This is a genomic window from Neobacillus sp. PS3-12 (assembly GCF_030915385.1).
GTDB lineage: Bacteria > Bacillota > Bacilli > Bacillales > Cytobacillaceae > JAEVLT01.
Genome location: NZ_CP133268.1, coordinates 227,425 through 248,718 on the forward strand (window position 1 = coordinate 227,425; position 21,294 = coordinate 248,718).

At 36.0% G+C, this 21,294-nt stretch carries 28 protein-coding genes and 2 pseudogenes; 10 read left to right on the forward strand and 20 right to left on the reverse strand.

Annotated features, from left to right (window positions below):
* The first annotated feature begins 4 nt into the window (after positions 1 to 4).
* Positions 5 to 202 carry a Dph6-related ATP pyrophosphatase gene (locus tag RCG17_RS01190; RefSeq protein ID WP_308173481.1) on the forward strand — a complete coding sequence of 66 codons (198 nt, stop codon included), beginning with the start codon at positions 5 to 7 and terminating at the stop codon, positions 200 to 202.
* 128 nt (positions 203 to 330) lie between these two features.
* Here the strand turns inward: RCG17_RS01190 and RCG17_RS01195 are convergent, their stop codons facing one another.
* The 7 genes and pseudogenes from RCG17_RS01195 to RCG17_RS01225 all read right to left on the reverse strand — a co-directional run bounded on the left by RCG17_RS01195 (position 331) and on the right by RCG17_RS01225 (position 4,794).
* The gene (locus RCG17_RS01195; RefSeq protein ID WP_308173482.1) at positions 331 to 564 is read right to left on the reverse strand and encodes a hypothetical protein; all 234 of its coding nucleotides are present in this window, start codon (positions 562 to 564) and stop codon (positions 331 to 333) included.
* A 404-nt stretch (positions 565 to 968) separates the two neighbouring features.
* A pseudogene (locus tag RCG17_RS01200) lies at positions 969 to 1,175 on the reverse strand (DUF5412 family protein); the annotation flags it as partial.
* Between the two features lie 5 nt (positions 1,176 to 1,180).
* Entirely contained in the window at positions 1,181 to 1,684 is a 504-nt protein-coding gene (locus RCG17_RS01205) for a P-loop nucleotide/nucleoside kinase family protein (protein WP_308173484.1), read from the reverse strand.
* 390 nt (positions 1,685 to 2,074) lie between these two features.
* Positions 2,075 to 2,437, reverse strand: a complete 363-nt coding sequence (locus tag RCG17_RS01210) for a GIY-YIG nuclease family protein (protein WP_308173485.1) — start codon at positions 2,435 to 2,437, stop codon at positions 2,075 to 2,077.
* A 61-nt stretch (positions 2,438 to 2,498) separates the two neighbouring features.
* The gene (locus tag RCG17_RS01215) at positions 2,499 to 2,975 is read right to left on the reverse strand and encodes a helix-turn-helix domain-containing protein (RefSeq protein ID WP_308173486.1); all 477 of its coding nucleotides are present in this window, start codon (positions 2,973 to 2,975) and stop codon (positions 2,499 to 2,501) included.
* A gap of 169 nt (positions 2,976 to 3,144) precedes the next feature.
* Positions 3,145 to 4,005 carry a thermonuclease family protein gene (locus RCG17_RS01220; RefSeq protein WP_308173487.1) on the reverse strand — a complete coding sequence of 287 codons (861 nt, stop codon included), beginning with the start codon at positions 4,003 to 4,005 and terminating at the stop codon, positions 3,145 to 3,147.
* A gap of 432 nt (positions 4,006 to 4,437) precedes the next feature.
* Positions 4,438 to 4,794 carry a hypothetical protein gene (locus RCG17_RS01225; RefSeq protein ID WP_308173488.1) on the reverse strand — a complete coding sequence of 119 codons (357 nt, stop codon included), beginning with the start codon at positions 4,792 to 4,794 and terminating at the stop codon, positions 4,438 to 4,440.
* 208 nt (positions 4,795 to 5,002) lie between these two features.
* On the opposite strand from RCG17_RS01225, the gene RCG17_RS01230 reads away from it, so the two are divergent.
* Positions 5,003 to 6,160 (forward strand): DUF5667 domain-containing protein, encoded by a 1,158-nt coding sequence (locus RCG17_RS01230; protein WP_308173489.1) that lies wholly within the window; start codon positions 5,003 to 5,005, stop codon positions 6,158 to 6,160.
* Between the two features lie 199 nt (positions 6,161 to 6,359).
* On the opposite strand, the gene RCG17_RS01235 is transcribed toward RCG17_RS01230, so the two are convergent.
* The gene (locus RCG17_RS01235; RefSeq protein ID WP_308173490.1) at positions 6,360 to 6,659 is read right to left on the reverse strand and encodes a hypothetical protein; all 300 of its coding nucleotides are present in this window, start codon (positions 6,657 to 6,659) and stop codon (positions 6,360 to 6,362) included.
* Between the two features lie 277 nt (positions 6,660 to 6,936).
* Here RCG17_RS01235 and RCG17_RS01240 point away from each other — a divergent pair, with 277 nt between their 5' ends.
* Both RCG17_RS01240 and RCG17_RS01245 read left to right on the forward strand, forming a co-directional pair.
* Positions 6,937 to 7,335, forward strand: coding sequence for a hypothetical protein (locus RCG17_RS01240; protein ID WP_308173491.1), 399 nt, complete (start codon positions 6,937 to 6,939; stop codon positions 7,333 to 7,335).
* Between the two features lie 870 nt (positions 7,336 to 8,205).
* A complete protein-coding gene (locus RCG17_RS01245) occupies positions 8,206 to 8,775 on the forward strand; it encodes a CotY/CotZ family spore coat protein (protein ID WP_308173492.1) in 570 nt (189 codons plus the stop codon).
* Positions 8,776 to 9,186: 411 nt separating this feature from the next.
* Here RCG17_RS01245 and RCG17_RS01250 read toward each other — a convergent pair whose 3' ends face one another.
* The 6 genes and pseudogenes from RCG17_RS01250 to RCG17_RS01275 form a co-directional block, all read right to left on the reverse strand.
* Entirely contained in the window at positions 9,187 to 9,651 is a 465-nt protein-coding gene (locus tag RCG17_RS01250) for an S-Ena type endospore appendage (RefSeq protein WP_308173493.1), read from the reverse strand.
* 430 nt (positions 9,652 to 10,081) lie between these two features.
* The gene (locus tag RCG17_RS01255; RefSeq protein ID WP_308173494.1) at positions 10,082 to 11,341 is read right to left on the reverse strand and encodes a hypothetical protein; all 1,260 of its coding nucleotides are present in this window, start codon (positions 11,339 to 11,341) and stop codon (positions 10,082 to 10,084) included.
* 538 nt (positions 11,342 to 11,879) lie between these two features.
* Positions 11,880 to 12,162, reverse strand: a pseudogene (locus tag RCG17_RS01260) (radical SAM/CxCxxxxC motif protein YfkAB); the annotation flags it as partial.
* A 162-nt stretch (positions 12,163 to 12,324) separates the two neighbouring features.
* A complete protein-coding gene (locus RCG17_RS01265) occupies positions 12,325 to 12,603 on the reverse strand; it encodes a dihydrofolate reductase family protein (protein WP_308173495.1) in 279 nt (92 codons plus the stop codon).
* A gap of 980 nt (positions 12,604 to 13,583) precedes the next feature.
* On the reverse strand, positions 13,584 to 13,856 hold the full coding sequence (locus tag RCG17_RS01270; protein ID WP_308173496.1) for a hypothetical protein: 273 nt from the start codon (positions 13,854 to 13,856) through the stop codon (positions 13,584 to 13,586).
* Positions 13,857 to 14,184: 328 nt separating this feature from the next.
* Entirely contained in the window at positions 14,185 to 14,397 is a 213-nt protein-coding gene (locus RCG17_RS01275) for a hypothetical protein (protein WP_308173497.1), read from the reverse strand.
* 331 nt (positions 14,398 to 14,728) lie between these two features.
* On the opposite strand from RCG17_RS01275, the gene RCG17_RS01280 reads away from it, so the two are divergent.
* Positions 14,729 to 15,724 (forward strand): DUF3231 family protein, encoded by a 996-nt coding sequence (locus RCG17_RS01280; RefSeq protein ID WP_308173498.1) that lies wholly within the window; start codon positions 14,729 to 14,731, stop codon positions 15,722 to 15,724.
* A gap of 575 nt (positions 15,725 to 16,299) precedes the next feature.
* Positions 16,300 to 16,605 (forward strand): CPCC family cysteine-rich protein, encoded by a 306-nt coding sequence (locus RCG17_RS01285; protein WP_308175742.1) that lies wholly within the window; start codon positions 16,300 to 16,302, stop codon positions 16,603 to 16,605.
* A gap of 142 nt (positions 16,606 to 16,747) precedes the next feature.
* Here RCG17_RS01285 and RCG17_RS01290 read toward each other — a convergent pair whose 3' ends face one another.
* The 3 genes from RCG17_RS01290 to RCG17_RS28200 form a co-directional block, all read right to left on the reverse strand.
* Positions 16,748 to 17,305, reverse strand: coding sequence for an alpha/beta hydrolase (locus RCG17_RS01290; protein ID WP_308173499.1), 558 nt, complete (start codon positions 17,303 to 17,305; stop codon positions 16,748 to 16,750).
* Entirely contained in the window at positions 17,259 to 17,663 is a 405-nt protein-coding gene (locus RCG17_RS01295) for an alpha/beta hydrolase family protein (RefSeq protein WP_308173500.1), read from the reverse strand. Before RCG17_RS01295 ends, RCG17_RS01290 begins: the two co-directional genes overlap by 47 nt.
* A 272-nt stretch (positions 17,664 to 17,935) precedes the next feature.
* Complete coding sequence (locus tag RCG17_RS28200; protein ID WP_374120935.1) at positions 17,936 to 18,067, reverse strand: DUF5412 family protein; 132 nt, start codon at positions 18,065 to 18,067, stop codon at positions 17,936 to 17,938.
* On the opposite strand from RCG17_RS28200, the gene RCG17_RS01300 reads away from it, so the two are divergent.
* Positions 18,026 to 18,175, forward strand: a complete 150-nt coding sequence (locus RCG17_RS01300; RefSeq protein WP_308173501.1) for a hypothetical protein — start codon at positions 18,026 to 18,028, stop codon at positions 18,173 to 18,175. The two genes, RCG17_RS28200 and RCG17_RS01300, sit on opposite strands and share 42 nt — an antisense overlap.
* Before the next feature lie 416 nt (positions 18,176 to 18,591).
* Here the strand turns inward: RCG17_RS01300 and RCG17_RS01305 are convergent, their stop codons facing one another.
* A complete protein-coding gene (locus RCG17_RS01305; protein ID WP_308173502.1) occupies positions 18,592 to 18,819 on the reverse strand; it encodes a hypothetical protein in 228 nt (75 codons plus the stop codon).
* 285 nt (positions 18,820 to 19,104) lie between these two features.
* On the reverse strand, positions 19,105 to 19,437 hold the full coding sequence (locus RCG17_RS01310; RefSeq protein ID WP_308173503.1) for a hypothetical protein: 333 nt from the start codon (positions 19,435 to 19,437) through the stop codon (positions 19,105 to 19,107).
* A gap of 230 nt (positions 19,438 to 19,667) precedes the next feature.
* Between RCG17_RS01310 and RCG17_RS01315 the strand changes: the two genes are divergently transcribed.
* From RCG17_RS01315 to RCG17_RS01325, 3 genes are all read left to right on the forward strand, one after another.
* Positions 19,668 to 19,796: a hypothetical protein gene (locus RCG17_RS01315; RefSeq protein ID WP_308173504.1), complete on the forward strand. Its 129-nt coding sequence runs from the start codon at positions 19,668 to 19,670 to the stop codon at positions 19,794 to 19,796.
* Between the two features lie 129 nt (positions 19,797 to 19,925).
* Positions 19,926 to 20,114, forward strand: coding sequence for a hypothetical protein (locus tag RCG17_RS01320; RefSeq protein WP_308173505.1), 189 nt, complete (start codon positions 19,926 to 19,928; stop codon positions 20,112 to 20,114).
* 154 nt (positions 20,115 to 20,268) lie between these two features.
* Entirely contained in the window at positions 20,269 to 20,703 is a 435-nt protein-coding gene (locus tag RCG17_RS01325) for a VOC family protein (RefSeq protein WP_308173506.1), read from the forward strand.
* A gap of 264 nt (positions 20,704 to 20,967) precedes the next feature.
* Here RCG17_RS01325 and RCG17_RS01330 read toward each other — a convergent pair whose 3' ends face one another.
* Complete coding sequence (locus RCG17_RS01330) at positions 20,968 to 21,249, reverse strand: hypothetical protein (protein WP_308173507.1); 282 nt, start codon at positions 21,247 to 21,249, stop codon at positions 20,968 to 20,970.
* Between the last annotated feature and the right edge of the window lie 45 nt (positions 21,250 to 21,294).

Here is a 21,294-nt window from a genome sequence, read left to right on the forward strand (position 1 = left end):
AACCTTGACAAAAGAATGGCTGGAAGCATTGCCTCCTGATGTAGACCCATGTGGAGAGTACGGAGAGTACCATACCTTTGTATATTATGGACCAATCTTTCAATATCCTATTCCAATAGAAATTGACTATCAAATTATAAACGGAAGGGATCGTTGGAAATTCGTTGGAATTAAATTAAAAAGTGAGGAAGATTTGAGATGATGTTATTATAAAAAATACTTTTAGAAATGTGAAAAAGGAACGGAATTATTCCGATGCCTTTTTCACTATTGCGCCCGATTGTTGAATATCGTTATTTAAGTAAAGCCCCCAATAGTTTAAGTGTAATTTTATTTTTTACCTTTAGACCATTTTATCGTATAGAAACTCGAGTAATATATCACTAATAAAATAACCCATCCACGAATACTATCGCTATGGATTTTAATACCGTCGGCACGAAGACACGATAAAATTACAACTGAAATAACAACAGAAATTAGAATAGCAATTAAATTATCTTTAAAAGTCATATCCTTCTTGGTTGGTTCCCCTTTTTCAAAAAAAAATTCTAAAATTCGCATTTATTATACCGCCTTTATTAGAATAGTTTTAATGAATGCACTCCGTTTCATCCTCTTAAATCCTATTCTATTACATATTTAGATTTCTAAAAATTAATATTATTGTCAAATTATTGAGTATCTTTATTCAACTAAATTGCCTGTTAGCACAAGAAGAAAGGGGATCGCCGCAACCATCCCGTCTTTAACATAAGCCCCCGTAACTTTAAGTACAATCCTTCACAAACTTTATAGTGAACAGTTTTTTAACTTATTGAGTCCAACAATGGTATTCTGAATAACAGCCTTAAAAAGTCATCAAAACTGTCTGCCACTTTAGTTCAATAAAAAGAAGGCAGCCGTAGTTGCAACCCTTTTCTTCAAGAAATGCACCCGATAATTTAATATGAAAACAAGTTAAAATACTAATTTTGTCGAAAATCAAAAGTTTTATCAGGAACATCTAATTTATGTCCATTTATAACAACAGTGTCATTATCTATCCATTTGATTTTGGCAGTTTCTTCGTGGTAGTTCCAATATATATTTTTAGGTTTTTTATCGTCCTTGTTAAAATTCAATTCGCCTCGAATGGCAAAATCAGTGGTTGCACCACCACTAGATACATAAGCCTAACTCAATTTTTTTCATTTCCACTAAACTCCAAAATATTTAAACCCTCGGATGCTTCTGGTGCTTCAAAAAATTTAGTAACATGATTAAACACCGCTTCCGTATCAAAAGCTGCTCTTTCGGGTTGTTCGTTACGCCTTTGTGCAATTTGACGTAAGCATTGCTCGTTATTCAGATTAAGAAAAATTAGTTGATGGCTTGCGTTGACCTCTGACGCAATATCCAAAAACCAATTTCGTAGTTTTTGAGTATTAGCTGGAAAATCCATCACTACATCTGTACCGACACTTAATATGTTTTGGACATGTTTTTTCACCAACGGCTTGAGCTGCGCTGAGAATTTTAGATAGTCCTCAAATGATGCAATCTGATTGGGATAAAGAGATGAAAGCCATTCATCCTCAGACAATAGTACCGCATGTTTTTCTATCGCTAATTGTTTTGATTTAGTTGATTTTCCTGCGCCCATTTTTCCACAGAAAAAGTATAGCGTCCCCAGTTGTTTCATATTTTTTAAACCCTCGCGCTTATTTTAGTTTAAACTTTTTACTTCGTTAGTTCCCATATACATTCTCTTCTTATTAATATTTAGACGTTCAGATTTATATCCATTCGGTTAAATTCTCCATTCTTAAAACAGTAGAATTTCCAATAAATTCTTTTAATATCCCTATGAGTTACACCATCACGAAGAACTACATCAATAAGCAAATTTTTATCTATTTTAAAATAACAAGCTGTTTTAAAGTGGGCAGTTGATACGAACGAAAAGACCGCTTTCCGCTAGCGGTCTACACTTGGCCCTTCTACCTTCACCTTTATTTAGATTCATTTGGTCAGTTTCATAAGGTTGCTAGAGTTAGAACTGAAAATAAAGCAAATAGATTGGTTTTTCCGGTTACATTTCATTTACTGGCTTATTGTATCCGCTATCGCCGTAGGGTTGCAATTTCTCCAGCCATTTCTTTTTCATTTGCTTTAATTCCCACCGCTTATCTATAAATTCACCAGCGTCTTTCTCTTCCAACACCTTATAAGTAAATGCTTCAACCCCTAGTTCCTGCCAATCCTTTTGTAACTGAGAGTTGGCGAACCTCCCCATATTAAGTTGCATTTGTAGGGTCAACCATTTGTTTTTAAGATTGGGATAGCTGTCTACGTAAATTTTTCCATTGATTTGATTTGCTATTTGGAATACACCCATATAGGTCTTAATTTGTTTGTATTCCTCTTGCAACTCCTTGCGTTTATTCTTGTCCATGATTTCCTCCTTAAATTTTCTTCGAAGTTATCCCCCACATTGTTCACAAACTGTTTTCTAATCATTTCTTAGTCATTTCTTTCTCCCTTATCAGTTGCTCCATTTCTGCCAAGAATAGATCAATTCTTCGGTCTATTTCTTTATCATCATGATGGAGGATCGAAGCCAATCTTCCTATACGAATTTGTTTCTCTCTTTCCTTTTGAAGCCTCTGGATTTGCTCTAGGTAAGGCTCTGTCTCGTCAACCCCTTCATTGACTCTTTTCTTAGTGAGCAGCATTTGGATATCAATCTTATTAATTGGGTCGAGATTTTTTGTGAAATGATTCTCATCCACTAAATACGATTCATCAATATCAAAATAGTCACTAAGTGTTTTCAATCTTTCTTGCGGAATTGGTCTGCGTTTCTTAATCCAATCTGAAAATTGTTGAGGAGTAATATTTAACTCTCTACCGATTCCTGAATATGACTGTTTATTGACCAATACAAGGTATTCTAAAGTGGTTTTAGCGTTTAGAATGTTCTGAGCACTCATTCTTTTCACCCTTCGACGTAATTTACGTCAATAATAACAAAAAGACATAAATTACGTCAATGCTTTTTGACATAATTTATGTCCATAGTAATCCCACAGCAAAAAAATTTTTTTTAAAGTAATCTGTTCCATTTAGTTGAATAACAAAAAGTCAGCTAGAACAGCCGGCTTAATATTTTTCACATGCATATCCGTCTTGGTCTCGATCCATTTTCGCCTGATAGGCTGGGTGCCCCTTCGGAACTCCGTCCGGGTATTTCTTTCTTAGTTCGGTACAGTTAGCAAAATACTCCGTTGCTCCGCTTCCGTTACTTGTAGTTGGTGGAGGCGGTGTCGCAGACGAAGTCGAGTTGTTCACACACATTCCTGTATTGAAACCATTACTCGTGACGAATCCTGGGACAGACCAGATTCGAAGGTTCTGCGACTTCGCAACCGCTTCGTCCGCTTGGAAACTACTTAGATATTTGTAGGGCGGGTAGTAAATATAGGCAACTCGTCCGTATCCTTCTTTCAGAAGAGTTCCCTCAACGGACTGACCGTTCACGAATACATAAGCGAGTTCGCGACCGTATTTGTCAACCTTGTTTTTTTCTTCGAATTCGAGCGTGATATTACCACTTCGAAGCAAAGCTTCGTTGCGTTCTGCTGCTTCCTTGGAAAATAATTCTACACAGGTATTTGGCTTATGCTCTTCGGATGAATCAAAGAGTAGATAGCGAACCGTCACGATTCTTCCATTCTGATTTACTTTGATCGTATCACCATCAGTGACAGATACGAGTGTAACAGCTACCTGGTTGCTGGGTGTCCCCTCCATTGGAGCTGGTGTAGGTGCGGGTGCAACTGGATTTGGAGTAGGTTCGTTTTCTTGCTTCTCCGTTGCGGATCCCGAGCTACCATCATCAGTGGTTTCTGGCTTTGTTTTGGGAGTTTTATGGGTTCTTGGAGTCGTTTTTTTCGATGATTGATCCGTGCCAACTGAGCCGCAAGCACTCGTTCCCGTAATAATGAATAGCGACAAAACCAAGATAAGCCATTTTTCCATCCTTCTCCCCCTGTCAAGAAAACTCTGTACATCGCAGAACACCTAAATTGATAACCGTAATAGGTAATATGGTTTTCCTCTTTTAAATAAGCTATTCATAATCATAATTCAGAAGGCATTTTTTAATATGAGGGTTTATTCAAAGAAAACAAGTGCCATGGAGAAGGAACAAATTACATAACCGGGTATAGAGGAAAAGTTGAAAATGGTGCATTCCATTCACCCCTCATACTTGGGTTTTCCATTCCCCCAAAAAAGAGTTCCTTTTCCATTCGGTCAACCTTCTTGTAATAATCCCTTGTACTTAAGTGGTCCAGTTTGGTGATATACATCTCCACGCCCGTGAATTAGCCCTTTGTTCCAATTTCCTATGTATTTGGGTTTGCCCCTAGTTGTATTTTCATCCTATATAATTTACTTTCGGATCGTAACCAATTTAAGCAGTGATTTTAGAGTCTCTCTTCTCATCCCGTACAGTTCTTTTATTGCTAGCCCAAGTGAACACCAAATGATGGGGCCATCAGAATTATTTTGCATTGGTCCGACAGAAGCTTCAAAAATGTCAGACAGTTCAATGGCTTGTAGGGATCGGTACTGATAATTATATTCTTGAAGATTATTTAAAAGTTTGACAAAATCATTAAACTGCCTGTCTTTGAGTAACTTCTTGGTACTTGAATTTTGACCTCCATTAATTCCGTATACACAATCAAATATCGCATTCATTCGATCAGAGTCTAAATAAATTAATCCCTTATCATTCAACTTCATTTTATCTTCACCTACTAATTCGGAAAATTATTACTTTCCTCTATTTTATGGCATCCAATACATATGTCTAGGGGCATTGGTAGATCTCCGTGAGACCTCCTCGGGTAAAAGCAATAACCTTCTTCTTATTTTTTGAATTGCCCCCAAAAAAAGCTCTTTATCTCCGAACCTCTGTTACGTAAAACAAAACATAAGAGGTGCAGAAAAAATGTTAAAACTTACAAACCCGTTAAGATTAAAGAATATTGCAAAAGGAACGTTAGCCATCGTATTAACTGGCTCTTTTGTATTTGGTGGGACAAGCGTATTTGCCGATACTACCCAGCCTTCTCCAGAAACTCCGACAACTGTTGGTGTCACGACTGGAAATACGAATGGAACGGTTTCAGATACAACAGCTCCAACCAATACGACTTCTGGAACTTCACCGTCCACAAGTTCTACCACAACAAAAACACAAGAGACTCCGTCTCTCGTACCGGGAGACTTCTTCTATTTCGCAAAGATCTGGTTCGAAAAAATCCAGCTTGCATTGACATCGAACCAAACGGATCAGGCAAAACTTTTAGCCAGCAATGCTGCAGAACGTTTGGCTGAAGCCCAAAAATTGTTTCAATCGGGGGATCAGCAAAAAGCATATGATACCCTTCAAACATCCCTTGATGATATGAACAGTGCAGAGAAGATTGTGGACAACAAAAAAGCAAAAGATGAAAACAATGAAGAAAAAAATCAATCGAACTCGACTCCAGGTACTACAACAAACAGTTTAACCAATGCAACGACTTCGACATCTACGGCTCAAGTATCACCTGATTTAAAATTGGTGGAAACGCAATTAACACAAAACATCCTTGCACTTGAAGCAGCACTGGACAAGGGGCATAAAAGCGACAAAGCGAAAAAGGCGCTCAAAAAAAATATCGAAAAGTTTCTGAAGGCACTTGAACAAAAGGGTGTAGCCGTTCCAACAACAGCAACAACACAAGATAGCAATACGACAAATACATCAGGAACTACAACTGATTCTTCCAACACACAACCAGCTACAACAGATGGAACAACTGCCAATACTGAATCAAATACATCGAGTGTAGCACCAGAAACACCAGCAACTACTAGTCAACCGGCATCAACACAACCTGTAGGAACAACTGTTGCTCAACCAGCGCCTACGCAAGCACCAGCTTCTGCAACTCAACCAGTTCAAGCACAGGCGCCACAAAATCACGGGCAGGAAGTTTCACAAGTGGCAAAACAAAAAGACAAAGAAAATGAATCTAAGCATTTCCATAAACAAAACGATAACCAAGATAACCAAGGTAATGACGACGAACAACATGGTCATGACGGTCAAGATGATTAAAACAAAGAAAATGGCATGCGAAATCGAAATTCGCATGCCATTTTTTCATACTGTCATGCCTACCTTTCTTCCAACTTGGTTTGGCTATATATTTATGAAAAAGAAACTTCCAGGCGAATCGTAAAAGGCTGCCCTTTTTGTGGCCGCCAGTTTTTTAAGGAAGCCCCCGTTAGCTTAAGTATATTTTTTCACAATATACTTAAATCTGCTGGGTACAAATTATATATAAGTCTTGACCGTCTCTAATTGTTTTCTCTCTATGGATACTAATTTTTGCATTATTGTAAGTAGCCCATTTAGGTAAAAAGTATTCTAAATAGTTGATTACATCTTCATCAGGGGTCTCATACCCAACGTTGACCTGACTGATTAAATACGGACCGAACTCTGGAAGTAGTGAGTCAGCCCATTCTTTTGCTTGAATTTTCGAATCAAAAATACGGTTGTCCTCTTTGTAATTACCGTTTATCCAAATTATTTTCTTCACCAAGTCACCCACTTTTGACCTCTTGCACCATGTACTTTCATAACGAGGATTTAATATGGTTAATAAATAAATTGGCTGTTTATATGATAAATTCAAAACCAGTCGGTTTACTGAATGGAGCTTTACATTCGCTAAAAACTAATTTAATTTCAGAAAAATCTTCTGGTAATGGAGGGGATACAATAAAAGCAAATGACATATGACCTATAGAGCCTCCGCCTCCTTCGTTTCGGCAGTTGTATTCAATCCCATTCCCCTCGTTTATAGAAAGTTCAAACCAGGTATGTTTATGCTCTCGATCATCACCATTAATCTCATCAAATTTGGCGTAATGGCAACAGACGCCCCAAGTAGCACTATATTTAATTTTGGGGAAGGATTTCTCTTTGTCCAGGAAAAAACAAACATTAATATGTTTGCTTTTTCTATGGATATCATAACTGAATTGGCAAATACTAATTCTAATTCAAGACTTCGCAGTCCTTCAAAAAAAGGCGGTACTTACATGAAAAAATTTATGGTACTAATGCATTTAATTTCAGGTACTTTTGCAGCTTCCTTCGTTTTATACTTTGTTAGGAAAAACTCTTCCGAACATAGAAGAATTATGATGTCGATTATAGGAACTCAACTTCTATCGTGGGTATTTCTTTTAATAAGGTCTATAATAGAAAAAGCGAAACCTTAGGATTTCGCTTTTTTTACGCATTCAAGCACCTTATTTATATTCAAATTCAAAACATCCTCCGTCGGTTAAAGAATGTAGTTGTTCATTATTTTGTCTTTACCCTATGATTGGTATTTAATTCAACGCAACTTAATTGGAATCCTCCTTCAACAAACCTGAACCGTTAGTAAAAAAGCGACTGCTGTTATTGAGCAATCGCCCCCGTTAGTGTAAGTACATTGTTTCACAATCTCTTTAAAAAAAATAAAGAAATATGATTAACAACCACCATTCCCAGTGAAGGTACGAGTCACGAAACAAATTTTGTATCTGTACGTTTATAAGTTTTTTCTTAACTGTTTCTGCTGTATGATTGCTAATCATTTTCTCGCCACTCTTTTTTACATACCCTTTGCCAAACTAGCCTTCCACTTTAGATTTATAAGGTATGCCGCCTTGATGGCAGCTGAATTTTCTGCATACGAGTACCACTCTCATTTAGTACTCATTTTTGTCGTAATGTGAATAATACCCATTTTCTGATAATTGGATTTTTCAACTAGTCCTTAAAATAAAAACGACATAGACTAATGATGTAGCAAGACAAATTCATATTGATGTTATAAAAGCACAAGAGACAACCACGATGGTTCAATAACAAAACAAAAGGCTACTGTTTGGAGCAGTCAGCCTTTAAGCAAAGCCCTTTTTATTTTAATCCATTTCTTTCTAAATTATTTTAAAAATAGTTTTCATGGATTTATTAAATTCTGTTCAGTTAACTATATCGATACCAAAAAATTGATAGATGAATACCCACTCCAACCCATGTCTAGTTCCATAATATAAATTTATAAGGACAGGAAATACAATTTAAGGAGAAGATATTTTATGTCACCTGAGTTTTGGCATCTTGATAAAAAAGAATGTCATTATGGTCAAAGAGAATGTCATCATCATAAAAAAGATTATTGTCATGATAAAAAAGAATGCAATTGTCATCATCATAATAATTGTTTGAAAAATACTTTAGAAAAAATACTAAATGAACAAAGAAAAGTAAGGAAGAAAGAATGTGACATACCGTCTAATGGGTGTTTTGAACATTTAGGAAGAACTTCAACAAACACAATCCCCTTTATTTTGTATAGTAATACAGAACCATTTAAAGTTGAAGGTGTAACAAAATGTTTCGACTGTGATACAAATAAGGAAAAGTTTGTTTGCTTTAAATCATTTATTTTTCGAATAATTGATTTAGAAGGAGATTGTGCTTTTTTGGAATTGCTAAAATTTAAAAATCATCATAAGAGTACCTCAAACTGCGATGATCATGTATGTTCTCCTTGTTGTCAAGTACATTGTGAAGATGTTGATGATTTGATCGCCACAGGTGTATGTATTCAAGTGGAACTTTCATGTTTTTGTGCTATTCAATGTTTACCTGCTGTATGTATGTAAATGTTTCAAGTTAGCAGGAATATGAAAATTGTAAAAAATATCCTATTGACTATATAATAAACACCTGATTGAACAGGATGTATGTAAATATACTAGATATAAAGAACAAAATGCTCTTAGTGGGTTTTGCGGTTTCAGTTGGAATGGTTGGTGGCAAACTCATCATGTTGCCACCATTATTTTAATTAAAATCCTATTAGGTCACAGAATTTACACTGAAAGAATTGGGTCATTTTTTTTCCCAATATGATTATGATTCCGACTCGAAAAAGTTATAAACAAGTTAAAAAAATCTGTGATCCCAAAAAAGGATTACAGATTTTTTTAACAGGAACTAAATTAGATAGAAAATCAAATTGAATGTGTTTTGATGGGATTTATTAAAACCTAACCCCCAAACCTTAGCAGATATTAGAAACATACTCTTGAAGCACAGTAATCTAAGTCGAAGACGATTTCGCCGCTGCAAGTTGACAGGGCTGCGGCAGGTTCCGTAGGATTTGGAATACATGCAATTTCAAGTAAGGTTATACCTTCCACAAAAATTGGAATGGATGCTCCAGGATTAACGGTTGCAACCACCGCTCCTGCAGGTGAAAGTCTATCAGTTATACGAACTGACATTGAACAACCGCTAGTTGGATTACCCGTGTTTGTTACCACAATTAATCCGCTAAATTCAATATTGGTTCTACTTGAAAAATAGGGTTGAAAATTCGAATCACATGGTTGTGAAATAGGTTCGCAATGTTTAAAGCACCTTAATTCTTGTCTTCTTCTACATAGATTAAACCCTTTTACAGGATTGTGGCAGGGATTTTTTTCATGCTCAAAGTGGCACTTAGGCACGTTTTCGCACACATGATGGTTGCCCATAGAACGTTTTCCACAAGAACATTGTCCCTTACATCCACACTGTTTACCTTCCGATATATTCAATTAAAATTTCCTCCTTGGATTTTTAGATTTTTAGAATTTCTACATAATCAATGTATGTCCGATAGGACATACCGTATCAGCTAATCCATCAATATAAACATCTATTTTTGGAAAAATAGTTAATTTATTTTTTTAATCCCTGTAACTTTTTACCTATGATAAAATGAGAACCATATGCCGAGGAAAAATGGACTATGGGGCGAGAAAAAATGATTAGTATTGCTGGAAGTTGACTTAATAGAAGTTATTGCCTTGCAGCTTGTACCATTTAAAACCTTAGGCCGCTGTTGCAAAAAGATTGCATTAGATATTCTTTATCACCTGAATATAATCGAGTTCAGCATCTTACAATTTCAAGTGGATTCTATTACCCTAACGTTTGACTTACCACAGTAAACCCAGCGATAGCACACAAAGAGAATACGCAGATCTCGGTTGGGTTAATTAAATCGTTAACGAAATAGGCTAAACAGTCTTTTACTTTTAATACATAGAGAGGAGGTAGTGCAGGTGTTGTAGAAATCGGTAGACCATTAATCAATACATTAAGTTTCAGCCCAAATTTGGCTGCACAACTCAACTCTTCTCCAATTCCTCTGGCACAGCATGGACACTTACAAGGTTTATTTTTCTTATTGCATGAACAGTCTTCCGTTTCGTTATTTGCCTGTTGAAGTAGAAATTGAAAAATATTAGGGGTAGGTGTAGGTGTAGGAGTAGTCGATATTGTCGCACAAATGCCTGCAACGTCACATAATTGTACTGTTGTATTGGGAACAGGTGTAGTTTGTCCTGCTGTTCTAAACGTAACAACAGAACAATCCACTACATCGGTAATGACTTGCCCTGTAGTCGGATTCCTTAGCCCCGTCACTACGCTAAAAAAGATATTAATTGCAATTTGTTGTAGATCATTTGGTGGAATGGTAATTGGAGTTGTAGCTTGAAACTGTCGAACCTGATTTAACAAATTCGCTAGATTGCGGACACAACAATTACAGTCTTTCGGGCATTTATCTTCTTCATTTTCTTGGCAATCACAATTTCCCATGTCATCACACCCCCCATCACAATTATTCATATTCCTTTGTTTTTTATGGAAGTTGAATGGAAAGCTTGGAAAAATAATAGGCTTACAATCTCCGCACTTTACATTTAAGGTAACTCCATCCACATCCACTGTGGTTGAAATAGACTGATTGTTTTGTTGGTTTTGATCCCCATGTCTTTGGGTTTGTGTCTGTGCACCTTGGGCTTGGTTTTGATTTTCGGTTTGTGCTTGGTCTTGAGCTCCTCCCGTTTGGTTCTGAACTTCAGTTTGTGCTTGGCTTTGAGGACCTTGCTGCTGGTTTCCTTGCGTTTGTGGTCCCTGCTCTTGTTCCTGTGTTTGAGGACCTTGCCTTTGACCTTCTTGAATTTGCTCTTGCGTTTGAGGACCTTGCTCTTGTTCAAGCCCTCCCTGTTGTTGTTGCTGCTGCTGTTCCTGTTCCCCTATTGATTGGGATAATGGATTATGCTCACAAAATGTCTGGTCACAAGGATTAACCTCCTCTTGACATGTGCAAAATTGTTTTTGTTTATAGCATTTTTTACAGTATTCATAGTCATTACTATTATTAAAACTCATGAGTATCACCCCCTTTCATACTGACTTTAATTCATTATATTTAGAAGAAAGAGTATATGAGTAGACGTATAGAGTAAGCACAAAAAAAAAGGCTGTCCATCGACGAACATATTTTAAACAATTAGGATCAAGTCTAAAATTCTTAAGGAGATTTCTATGGATGATTATCAAAAGCTGGTAAACCGAATTTATAGCATATCAAGTTATTTAGATGAAATGAAAAACATAGAGAAAAACAGGTGGGAATTTTAGAAACCCAAATATGCACAAAAAAAAGTTTTGAAAAAATTAATGGACAGTGGTGTAGTTCGGAAAGTAAAAGTTGATTCAGAGCAGATTCAAAAGGTCCGCCGTTGTTCTCCTTTAGAATTACCTAATGGTGACATTCATTCGGATAATCTTGGATTTTGGTCTGTCGGGATAAATCACGTTTCAAAATTGTGCTTATTGAAGTAAACTGTCAGTTACTTTAAGTGAATTTTTTCACAAATATAATAAAACAAAAAAGACGGTAATCAAATCCGCCTTTTAGAAAATCTTAATCTTTTGTAGTTTTCGCCTTTTTAATTGGAAAATCCTCATTTTGATAATAACTGTTCTTCACTAATATATTGGGTCCTAATGGGTCCTAAGCAAGCAACACCAGAACAACTACAGCTGATTTCTTTTGCTATCTTTGAGCTTTTCCAATTTTCATATGCCCCTTGCAGACTAGTAGTTTGAATATTTCCAAGCTCAGGAATATCCCCAAAATCGGTCACGATAATATCCCCTGTAAAGATATTGGCATTCAAATGCGACCGACCATAAGGATCTATCCTGTTAAAATAATAAATGCGACTGCCCATATTGAACAGTCACCTCAAACTTTATTTTTTTGGCTATATTAATTCTCAATGTTGATTTTCAGCCAAAACTATAACCGCCCCGTAAAGGGCGGTTAATTAAGCTATCGTTCTCCGTTAGCTGAACACCTTGTACGGCTATTTCTCCAACTCATAGCGGGCTGCGATAATGCCCGACTTGAGCGTTCGGCTGGACAGCAGCTTGAGCCTGATTTTCTCGCCGCCGTCGAATACCGATTTTCCGCCGCCCAGGACGACCGGACAAATTGTAAGCTGGAATTCGTCAATAAGGCCGAGCTTAAGCAGCGTCTTCGCCGCTCCCGGACTGCCGAAGATAACGAGATTTTGCCGGGCTGCTCTTTGAGTACCTTTATTTCCTCTGCGATATTGTCCTTGATCAGCATCGTATTGTTCCATTCCACCTTGTCCATCGTGCCGGAAATGACGATCTTCTTAACGTCCTGCAGCCATTTGGCATGCTCCATGTAGCTCTCCATCATACGATACGTCGTGCGTCCATAAACGGGAGCTCCGACTTCGGCTACGATCTCCTCGGCGTATTTCTCAAATTCCTCGTTGTACGGAATCCAATTGAGTCCTCCATTCGAATCCGATGCATACCCGTCAAGCGACACATGCATGAACAATACGAGTTTCCTCATGTCCGTTTTTCCTCCGATTTCGAGTTTATTTTGTTCGATTTTTTTGGCCGCTGGCCCGCGTTTCATCCTGCTGTAACGTTCATTATACATCATTAAGTTACGTAAGGCACAAGTAGAAATCTCAATTTTTTGAAAATGACATTGTTGTGCAAAACTGCCTTAGTTCAACAAGAGTGTTTCGTTTTTCAATCACCCTTCATCGCTTTATCAATACGGACAGGTCGCCCTCAAAAACTTTTTCATCTCTATCGTTAAAGGTTTATCTGGTTCATAGTCGATTCCGGTTCGAAAATCGTATATATCACCATATCAGTTTAACGTTTATCTCAAGTGCCTATTTACCATTCTCGTAAATTCCCATTTCTCAAATTGTTTGACCAATTCTAGGGAAAATTACAAAAAGTTCAAATATTATTTTTCCCATAGGTACTCGCGCCTTTCAATTTTCGGTATATAATCTATAATTTTATTATCTTTAAATTACACAGGAAAAACTAACCTTATCCATTATTTTAATAAGAAAAAAGCGTCTCCTCTTATTTTAGAAACGCCCACGTTCGAATAAGTGTAATAATTCACAAACTTGTTTAGATGAAAGAGCTGACTCTCATTTCGTCCTTTAGTAAACATATGTATTTTTGGATTAAGTTCCATACGGTGTCACTTTAAGTTCTTTTTCCATGTCAAAAATCATTGGATCTTATTCTGTGAAAGAAATCTGAACGGGATATTAGGTTAGAGCCAGCCCACCTCCGTCAAAATTGCTCTTAATTTCTCTGAACGCAGCAAAATTTTGAGAACATTTTGATATTCGTTTTTATCTTCCATACCGCGGACATCTTCTATTGAAAGACTTCCGTCATTATACAAATCCGCTGAATACTTTTCGGGCTGCTCCCCAGCACGAAAAGTGATGATCAGGTTTCTGAATTCATCGGTATGATTTTTCGTCACTCCGTATGGGCAATTGATGGAGTTGATTTGTATGTCTTCCGACTTGAATGCCATATTAATTACCTCCATTGTCTTTTTTTCTACAAAAGAAAATCTGGCTGTTCCTGCAACTAGACTACAACATGTTCTTGAGACTCCATCTATGTTGTTTTTCCGTCGTTACTAATAGTAAATTTATCACCCTTTAGGAACCTCGCTTTTTGGTTTTTAACAACTTTTGTACTATTCTATTCGATATTAAAAATAAGAAATACTTCCTATTTACTCATAAATTTAAGAAAAAAATATAATTAAAACAAGAGAAAATAAATAATTTTTTTGAAGTAACGCACCCGTTAGCTGAATAAGGATTATTGGTGAAAATATATATCACATTTTGTTATTAAGGTCTTTTTAAAATAAATCTTGGTGGAGGTCCGTAACTCTGTTCAGATTCAAAATAAGCAAGCTTTCCTGAAATACAAGAAATGATTGACGGCATTATGTATCCAACAGCCTTTTCTAATGCGGTTAATAAGGGCAGTTCTTTACTTTCAATTTCTTCACAGTCCGATAATGAGTAACAAAACTCTCCAGCACCGTGATTTTTCAACATTTCAGCTATCTTTTCAAAGTTTGAATTAGGTTCGGGAATTTTAATCATAAAATCATTGCGAAGGGTGTCATAGTACTTGTGACGTAATCCTCTTAATGGGTCTCATCTTTTTTTCGGTGAAGATAATTCAAATAATACCCTTTGTTGAATCCTTTTGTTAAAGAAAGATTTAACAATGATTTCTTCAATTTCTTTATTCATTCCAACCCCCTCCTCAGCTTATCAAGTAAGAATGATTATTTATGTAATTTTGAATGCATTGAGGAATTTAGAGTAAAAAAACAAGTATAGAGAATAATGTAGTTAACCATTTAATTTAGGGGGCAACAACGTGTCAAACTTACCTTTATCGGCTTCTGAGCTAGGAAACTTATGGCAGGCTTATCGAGAAAAATCAATGGCGCTTAGGGTTCTGGAATATTTTATTGAAAAGGCTAATGAGAAAGAAACTAGAGATGTTTTACAAAATATTTACATAACCGAAAGTGAAAATGAAGAAAAAATTAAAACGATTTTTAATAATGCAGGAGCTGTTATTCCCACCGCTTTTACTGAAAGTGATGTAAATAAAAATGCACCACAATTATTTGATGATAACTACGTAATTTTGTACATTCGAATGATGAGTAAAGTTTTGACAGGCCTTTATTCCTTACACTCTGGAATGTCATATAGACCAGACATCCGTGAATTGTACATGGACTTTACGACGGATACTCAACGAGCTTATTCTACAACTACGCAATATCTTTTGGATAAAGGCATTCTAACGCTTCCCCCCGTTGTGCCTATGCCTAAAAAAGTCGACTTCATTGTAGATACGAGTTATACAAGTGGTTTAAATCCATTTCAAAAGAAGAGGCCGCTCAATACTGTGGAGATTGGTTTGGTTTACCAATCGTTAGAGTCCAATCTTTCAGGGATGCAATTAATGATTGCTTTTGAGCAAGTAGCTGAAGTACCGGAAGTCAAGAAGTATTTTGCCAGAGGAAAAGAATTAGCTAAGGAAATAGTATCAACCATGAGCAATCTTTTATTAGAAAGCGATATACCTGCTCCTTCTTCATGGGGGGGCGTCATTACAACCTCGACCATTTCGCCTTTTTCCGATAAACTTATGATGTATAATACTAATTTGTTAACCATGTTCGGACTGGGAAGCAATTCAGTTGGGGCTGCCTTCAGTTTTCGGAGCGACTTACTACTTCATTTGGGGAATATCATGACAAAACAGTTTGATTTCACTAAAGATGGAGGAATAATTTTAATGAAACATGGCTGGATGGAGGAGCCACCTTCTTCTTCACGTGAGAATAGTCAGCTTTAGACAGTTTTGCAACATATTTCATTTTAAGTGTAAGACTTTGTAATTCTTGGGGCTATACCTGAATGTAGTGCTTATTAATACGAAATAACTCATGCAGAATGCTTGATTTTTTCGAAAAAAGAGTAAAATGACAAAGTATTTTTTGTTCTCATTGCTATATTCTACCTGGGCATTGATTATTTTATCGATTGCGTACCCGCATAATTGCCTCCCAGTTCCATCTATGGACGATTCCCTGATAACCCAATGCAATTTGTGAGAGAACCGTGAAATATTCTGAGTCTAATATTTAGCACGATAAACTAATCGTATGAAAATAATTGACCAAAGCTTTTAAATCAATTAAAAAACAAAAAAGATGCCTTCAGGAAACATTTATTAATCTAATAAAACAGCACCTTTCCTATTTAGTGGAAGGATGCTGTTATTTTTTTTAGAAAAAATCTTATTTACTTATGGTAAGGTTCACTACTATTAATACTGAACTACATCCTCAACAATCTTTCCCGATTGCTTAATTAGAGCTAAAGGCGATTCTTCCACTAAACTGATCCGTTAGCCCTGATGATTATGATATTTGTCCAATTTGTGGTTGGGAAAATGATGGACTACAAAGAGAACAAAAAGACTATTGGGGCGGGGCTAATGATTTGAGTGTAAATGAGGCAAAAACAGTATATTCGCTTTTACGGGATAAAACCACCAAATCTAAAATGTCTGAAATTGTGGATAAATATGAACAAAGAAAAAGAGAGATACATGGTCAATTCAGGGGAATAGACCATAGAACTACTAAAGGTGAAGAATGCCATAAGGCTTTTGCAAAAGCTAATAGTGATTTTATTATTGAATTAGGCAAAGTTTCAAAGGCACAGCGATAGAAAGTGTAATCATTGAAAATATTGAAAAGTGACACTTATGCAATAATATATGTATCTTTTCGGAGGCGTTATAAATGAGATATTAAAAACATCTCATTCTTTTTAACATATAGTATATTGCTGGGACTGTAGTTACAAACTTTTACATAAAATGCTCATTTAAAAACGTAAGAACACGTCTTTCATATTCTTCCTTGAAGACAAGATATGAATTGATATGTTCAGCATTTTCTGTCAACCATAACTCTTTATGGTGTCCTGAAGATATTTCTTGATAGATCTTTTCGCTTTCCAAGTATGGTATCGCTTCATCACTCTTGCTGTGAATTAATAAAAATGATTTGCCAATTGCATTTTTTACAATATTCATGGGTGATACATCACTTGAGTCTATTTTTAAAAGTTTTTTCATGGAATAGATAATCATAGGGGTAAAAGGTCGGCTGGGTAACTTTGACCAAAACGAAAGGTTTTGTCTTAAATAAGATTCTAAATCACTAAATGGGCTATCAGCAATGATAGCGCTAACATTTGGGTGCTCGCATCCGGCAACAAGAGCTGTAGAAGCTCCCATGCTCCAACCAAGAAGGGCTATTTTCTCCTGTTTTTTTTCCTTAATTGAAAAATCAATTGCAGAAAATAGATCATGTTTTTCAAAATACCCGATTCCAGTGGTTCTTCCCTTTGATTTGCCAGGCATTCCGAAAATCAAACATGAGAACGTTATAGCCGTTTTCCGAAAGAAATTTAGCAAGCAGTAACCCCTCAATCCCCTCCATGGCACGTTCATTGGTATAGCCATGGGCTGTAATGACCACTTTATTACTTCTATTCGGTGTACAAGCGTCGATCCACCAGCCTGAAAGCCTCACTTTGTCTTTTCGGCTGAGGAATTCAATTTCTTCAAATTCAAGTCCGTATTCTCCCGGATTTTTTATGGTTCTTGCTGGAATAGGATGGGTGAGATAGAATCCTACGGTAAGAGGAGCAAGCAAAAATAAAATTGGAGCGGCCAGAAAGGATTTCCAAGATAATTTTCTTATTTTCCTCTTTTTCATTAACATCCCCTCCTTTCCCATTCGAATTAGATTGTTGATGTTGTTTTAGCATATGCAAATGTACATTATATTGATCAAAAATATAGCCAATGGGCAAAGGAGCAATTCATTACTATACACAAGAACTCAACTAAAAAATCACCTAATTAATAACTGTTCATGTTTGAAGTACAAAATTTTTAAATAGTTGTGAAAACAACAAGTTAATTTGCATACCAAAAAACACCGTAAATGGACGGTGTTTTTTGGTTGTCTTTTAGTAAGTTGCTTGTTCAACAAAAAGCTACCCGATAGTAGTATGAAATCCAGTTAAAATGCTTATTTTGGCGAAAATCAAAAGTTTTATTAGGAACGTCTAATTTATGTCCATTTATAACAACAGTGTCATTATCAACCCATTTGATTTTGGCAGTTTCTTCGTGGTAATAAGCAAAAAGAACATCGCAGCGATCATTTCAAGCCGAAAAGATAATATTAGGGGAAACGTTACAGGAATTAATAGATTTGGTTAATAGGTAAATGAGTGATTTTCCGATCGATTAAGAGTGAATTTTTGTGGTAGTAAGATCTGTTGAAAAACCATTTCTTGTTTAACTAACCTGATCCTTTAGCCCCATAACAAAAGGCTTCCATTTTTGTAGCAGTCGGTACATCGAAGAAAGCCCCTGTTATTCCAGTAAGGACTTCAATAGACTAAGTTTTGGAGATGTTCACGTAGAACCAAAAAAGGTAAAATAGTAGATGGTAGGGGCCAATCTTCATCTTTCCAGAAAAGGGGTTGGACTATCGTTTAGTTTTGGAGTTGGAGGTGTTGGATAATTTGTTATATACCGGACTTTTGTTAGTTTTTATTGCTATTGGAAATTGAACATTACTCTTCTTGCACTCACCTGATCCGTTAATTAAAGAAGATCGAAATCATTCAGCTTTAGCTGAAATCAAAATCGATCACGAACACCTCATCAGAAGGATCGGATTTGTCCAGGCTATAGAAATTCTCGATGTCACTCTCCAATTGTTCGCCCGAAGACTGGATGAGAAGGAAAATGGTTTCGTTCCTTACTTCCAAACTCAGGCGGCGTCCGGGGAACAGCCCTTTAGCCCGTTTATGTGCCTTAATGATGCGATTTTTGAGTTTTGATACATACTCCTCCATGGTTCTCCTCCTCTTCCTTCCACAAAAGCACCCCGTTCGTAATTAAAGAACATTCATATGGAAGAAATGAATTTATTTTTTCCTTTTCGATCTTCCCAATAAGCCTATTGCAGCCGCTATGCCAATGCCGATGCCAATCCAAGCAGCTATACCCAATTGATTCGCCTCATTTAGACTTCACGTTTTCTTTTTATATTTATACGCCTTCAAGATACTAAAGTTTCTCAAAAAGAAAAGTGACCGTAGCAACGATCATTGAAGCAAAACAAATGAAGGGCTTCCCCGCTACATCGTATTCATCTTAGTTAACAAATAACAGCTTCCATCTTCCGCAAACCATAAAAATTCTCCAAATTTAATATTAAACTCAACAGTATTTTTATTGTAAATTAGTTTTGTTACTTTTTTATATTGCTTAAGTAATTCCATTGGGGGATCTGTGATAATTTCCTGAGTGTCGTTAGTAATGACAAATCCTTTTGGGTCTAATCTTCGATCAGGTTTTACTTCTGTCGTCCAATTTCCGTTCAGGAGAATCGCTTTAGCCGTTATCCTCTTTTTTCGATTCTGGATAGACCAGATCTTTCGACAATTACATCGATGTATTTTACACTTCATCCATAACCCTCTTTTCTTATAAAATAAGGTCATGGTTCATTATATTTAGACGTGATGCAAAAAATTATGATAAGATGGTTGTCTTTGATTAGTTTTTTAGTCAACTTTTCATATTACACTATAATAAGAAGTTAATTCGTTTGTCATAATTATATGCTATTTACTGATATCAGCATTTTCACGAAATACGATTTTGGAATATTTGTCAGAACTTTTCTAATGGTATTGAAATGGAAGAAGAAAACAATATACAAGGTGCTAAAATTGCAGAAAAAAGAAAGAAGGAATTTAGAGAAAAATACAGAATAATATTCTCACCTTCAACAATGGCAAGAGTTTGTGCAAATAAGCAATATTAACACTTGTTAAGTATTTATCAGGTAAACAAAGGGACAACTGCTGTTCCTGCCAATGTAGAAGAATTAGAACAAATGTTTAGAAAATAGCACAAACAAATAATATTATAATTCATCACTAGAGGTTATTAAATGAAGTTATATGGACTAAAAAAGCGGTTTAATGGATATAAAAAAGGAACACAGTTTTACTTGATTAGTGAATCAGAATTTATAGGTGTTAAAGAGTTTGTATTAAGAACGAAAGATTTAACGAATAGGATATCGATCAATGAAAATGAACTTCTTAAGAATTTTACTTTCATAAAAGAAATCTTTTAATAAATTAAAGACCCTATTGATAACTTTTTTTATTGAACAAACTGGGCAGGTTTGTTGAAGAAGGATATTTTCTGTTTTAAGCGAGTTTGAATTTCAACCCAACCTTACACGAATACAGGTATTGATAAAAACAGGAAAATAGGAGGTATGAGATATGAAGATCAATAGAATAGATCATGTGAGTATTAATGTAAATGATCTTTCAGAGGCTACAGAGTTTTTTCTTGATTTAGGACTTGAAGTGCAAGCGGAATGGGAATTGGATGGAGAACAGTTGGACAGAATAGTTGGGCTTAATGATGTTAAAACGGCATGTGTAGGATTGGGGATGCCAGATGGTCAGGCATGGATAGAGCTAGTCAAATTTTATACGCCGTCAGATGAAAAAGATAATCAGCAACCTTTTTCCAATACGCTGGGTATCCGACATATATGCTTTGCTGTTGAAGATATTGAAGCTATTGTTGCAAAATTGAAAAAGAAGGGCACGGAAATCTTTAGTGAGATACAGCAATATGAAGAAAGTTATAAGTTATGCTACGTTCGTGGTCCAGAGGGAATTATTTTAGAGTTGGCGGAGAAAGTCTGATAAATATTGAATGTGACTTTAAATCATATAAATCTCCAACTTTAAAAATTTCTTCTTAAACTATCGGGGGCTTTAACTCAAAGATCCAAAACAAGAACAGTGAATCGCTAAGTTCATATTAAATAAAAAAGCACCGCAAATATTTGCGGTGCGAATTGATATTGATTTTATTTTACATTATTAGATGTAAATACACGTTTTGTGATAGAAAAGGAACCGGTTTATCAATTTGGCTTTTTTCAAAAAAATTATCTATATTGAACGTTAAAATTCCACTATTTCGTATACTTGTGTAGCAGCTCCTTTAATGTATTCTCCGAATTCCTTCTGGAGGAGTGGGAAAATCTTTTGTGTAGCCTCATCTGCGTCTTCCTTTGTTTCCCAAACGGTGATAACAATGCTTGCCCCGATTTCATCATTTGTCCCAAAATATACTGTTTTAAACCCTTTTTGCTTTTTAAAAATTTCGTTGAAATATTCCCCTATTTTTTCTGCCGTTTGTCGACTGTTTGGTTTCAACATAACGTTTGTAGATCGTAAATACATTTTTATTCCCCCATTCCATTCATTTCAACAAACTGCTTTTTCACC